Annotated in this window: 3 protein-coding genes; 1 reads left to right on the top strand and 2 read right to left on the bottom strand. The window is 70.6% G+C overall.

What is annotated here, in order from left to right; translation table 11 throughout:
• Positions 1-74 precede the first annotated feature (74 nt).
• Both tgmB and tgmA read right to left on the bottom strand, forming a co-directional pair.
• A complete protein-coding gene (gene tgmB / locus ACWGH4_RS34145; RefSeq protein WP_441262529.1) occupies positions 75-1004 on the bottom strand; it encodes an ATP-grasp ribosomal peptide maturase in 930 nt (309 codons plus the stop codon).
• Between the two features lie 12 nt (positions 1005-1016).
• Positions 1017-1208, bottom strand: a complete 192-nt coding sequence (tgmA, locus tag ACWGH4_RS34150) for a putative ATP-grasp-modified RiPP (protein ID WP_441262528.1) — start codon at positions 1206-1208, stop codon at positions 1017-1019.
• A gap of 399 nt (positions 1209-1607) precedes the next feature.
• On the opposite strand from tgmA, the gene ACWGH4_RS34155 reads away from it, so the two are divergent.
• The gene (locus tag ACWGH4_RS34155) at positions 1608-2021 is read left to right on the top strand and encodes an SRPBCC family protein (protein WP_453467689.1); all 414 of its coding nucleotides are present in this window, start codon (positions 1608-1610) and stop codon (positions 2019-2021) included.
• Positions 2022-2428 lie beyond the last annotated feature (407 nt).

Below are 2428 nucleotides of genomic sequence, written 5' to 3' on the forward strand. Positions count from 1 at the left end.
GCCACGCCCTGAGACCGCGGAGCGCTGAAGCCTCGACTCGCCGCCCCGGCCGGGACCGCAGCGGCGCCGCCCCATCAGGCCGGCTCGGCCCCCAGCCACGACGCGACCGCCCGCGCGATCGGCAGCCCCGTCTCCAGCTCCACGAAGCCGAACTGCCCGCCCTGGTTGCACTCGAGGAACCACCACGTGCCCGTCGAGTCCTCCGCGAAGTCGAAGGCACCGTAAGCGAGTTCGGCCTGCTTCTTGTACGCCTCGACGGCCCTGGCCACCTGGGCCGGCACTTCCACCGGTTCCCACTCGTGGCCCGTGTCCCCGTAACGGCCGTCGACCTGACCCGGCTCCGCCGCCTTGCGCGCGGCGAAGTGCTGGTCCCCCACACTGGTCAACCGGACATCGGCACGCTTGGCGACATAACGCTGCAAGAGCGTCGGCGCCGCGGCCACCCCGGAGAAGTCGGCGTCCGGCGGCACGAGCGTGGTGGGCAGCGCCATCGGCGGATCCCCGGGCGACTTCCCGGACACCGACTTCACGACCACGTTCCGGTATTGCTCGGCGAATTGACGGGCCATCGACGGATGGGTGGTGAGCAGCGTGGCCGGCACCGGGAAGCCGCTCTGGTGCGCGACACGCAACTGCCAGGGTTTGCGCCGGGCCTTGGCCGCGGCGCTGGGATGGTTCATCCACCGCGCGCCCGTGCAGTCGAGCATTCCGTACAGGGCGTGGGCGGTCTCGACGCTCAGCCATTCGGACGGTTCGGCGGCGTGTGCCGCCGGTTCACCGGGCCTGCGGATCCAGACGGACCGCAGGCCCTGCATGCTCGCCACACGGCCGCCGATCGACAGATAGCCGCGGAACTCCCCGCGCACGTACTCCGCGGAGAGAGCCCCTGTGCCAGGGAGGTCGGCGGGATCGAACCGGACGAGCGGGACGCCCTGTTCGTGCAGTTCCGCCACGACCATGTCAGCGGTGACATCCGCCTCGCACGTGAGCACCAGCACTGTCACGTCGCACGCCGGTCAGTCGTCGAAGTGGGTCGCGGAGCCGGCCTTGGAGGTCGTCGTCCCCGCAGCGGCGAGCAGACCCCGGTCCATGATGGCGGGCCTCCCGTCGGGCAGCACGTTCAACTGCAAGGTGGCGTCGTACGCATAGGGCGTGATGCCCGTGGCCGGCTCGGCAGGGCGTGCATAGTTCCACGCGAACGGTTTCATGTCTTTTCCTCCCCTGCCCGTGCGCGCCTGCCCGGGCTCCTCATGTGACAGTACGTGTTTGAGAAGTAATGGTTTCATTACGCACCGTGACCATGTGAATGCTGTTTCTCTACGGCTCCCCCACCTGAGGCCACCGGCCGACAGCTCCGCGGCGGCACCCCCGCCACCCCTTCGCTGCCTTCCGCTGCCTCCCGGCGCCGTCAAGACAGACGCACCATCAGCCCCACAGGTTTCACACCATGGCCCCAACGTGACCGAGGCGACACTCCAAACCTCCTCGATTCAGGACATCCCGGCGAACGGGTGGGCCGACGGGCGTCGGAGCTTCACGTCGCGCCGTCGGGGCAAGCGTTCGTCGAGGATTCCGTTTTCCATGGATCGGCAAGGATTGGTGAACTGATGAGCGAATATGAGCGTTCCCACACGATGCCCGCTCTCCCCGAGCGTGTCTACGACCAGGCGGCCCGCGTGGACCAGCTCGACAGCTGGCTGCCCGAGGCCCTGCACGTCAGGGCCGAGGAACTGCCCGCGGTCACCGTGCACGAGGACCGCACGGACGAGGACACCCCCGCGCTCCTGAAGGCCGAGAAGGACCAGATGCGGGTCGAGTGGGGTACGCGGAACGGGGGCGCCTACGCCGGATGGCTCCAGGTCGCCGGAATCGGCTCCGGCGCCAGCGAGGTCACCGTCCACCTGTCGTTCTTCGACGAGTCGCACGACCCCGGTGAGAAGGCCGTGAACGACGCCCTCGACCAGAGCCTGAGGCGGCTCGAGGAGCAGGTGCGGATCAGGATCGAAGGCGCCGCCGGCTGAACCACCTCTCGGAGCGGAGGATGCCGCCGGCCGAGCCACCGGTGGCCGCACGGACCGAAGGCGCGCAGCCGTCCCCGTGGCGCGCCGTGACCGTGCCCTGCCCGCGCCGCCGGACGCGTCAGCGCGACAGGGCGACGGCGGCGTCCGCGAGGACGGACAGCACTCCACGCCGTGCTTTGTGCGGCGCCGGCACCTGAAGTGCCGGCCCCGGCAGGGATCCGCCGCCGGGACCGTCCCCCGGCCGGGGTCCACCGCCGGCCGGGGCAGGTCACAGCGAGCAGCGTTCCAGCGCCTCGCGGGCCGCGTCCTGCGCCGCCCGGCGGTCCTCGTCGACGAGACCGATGCGGGTCCGCCGGTCCAGCACGTCCGATGCGTCGAGGGCGCCCTCGTGCCGTACCGCCCAGACG

It is taken from the genome of Streptomyces sp. NPDC054847 (genome assembly GCF_053610925.1).

Bases quoted from the DNA above. Each gene is read 5' to 3' on its own strand.
- tgmA (WP_441262528.1), bottom strand. From the start codon at position 1,208: ATGAAACCGTTCGCGTGGAACTATGCACGCCCTGCCGAGCCGGCCACG.
- ACWGH4_RS34155 (WP_453467689.1), top strand. From the start codon at position 1,608: ATGAGCGAATATGAGCGTTCCCACACGATGCCCGCTCTCCCCGAGCGT.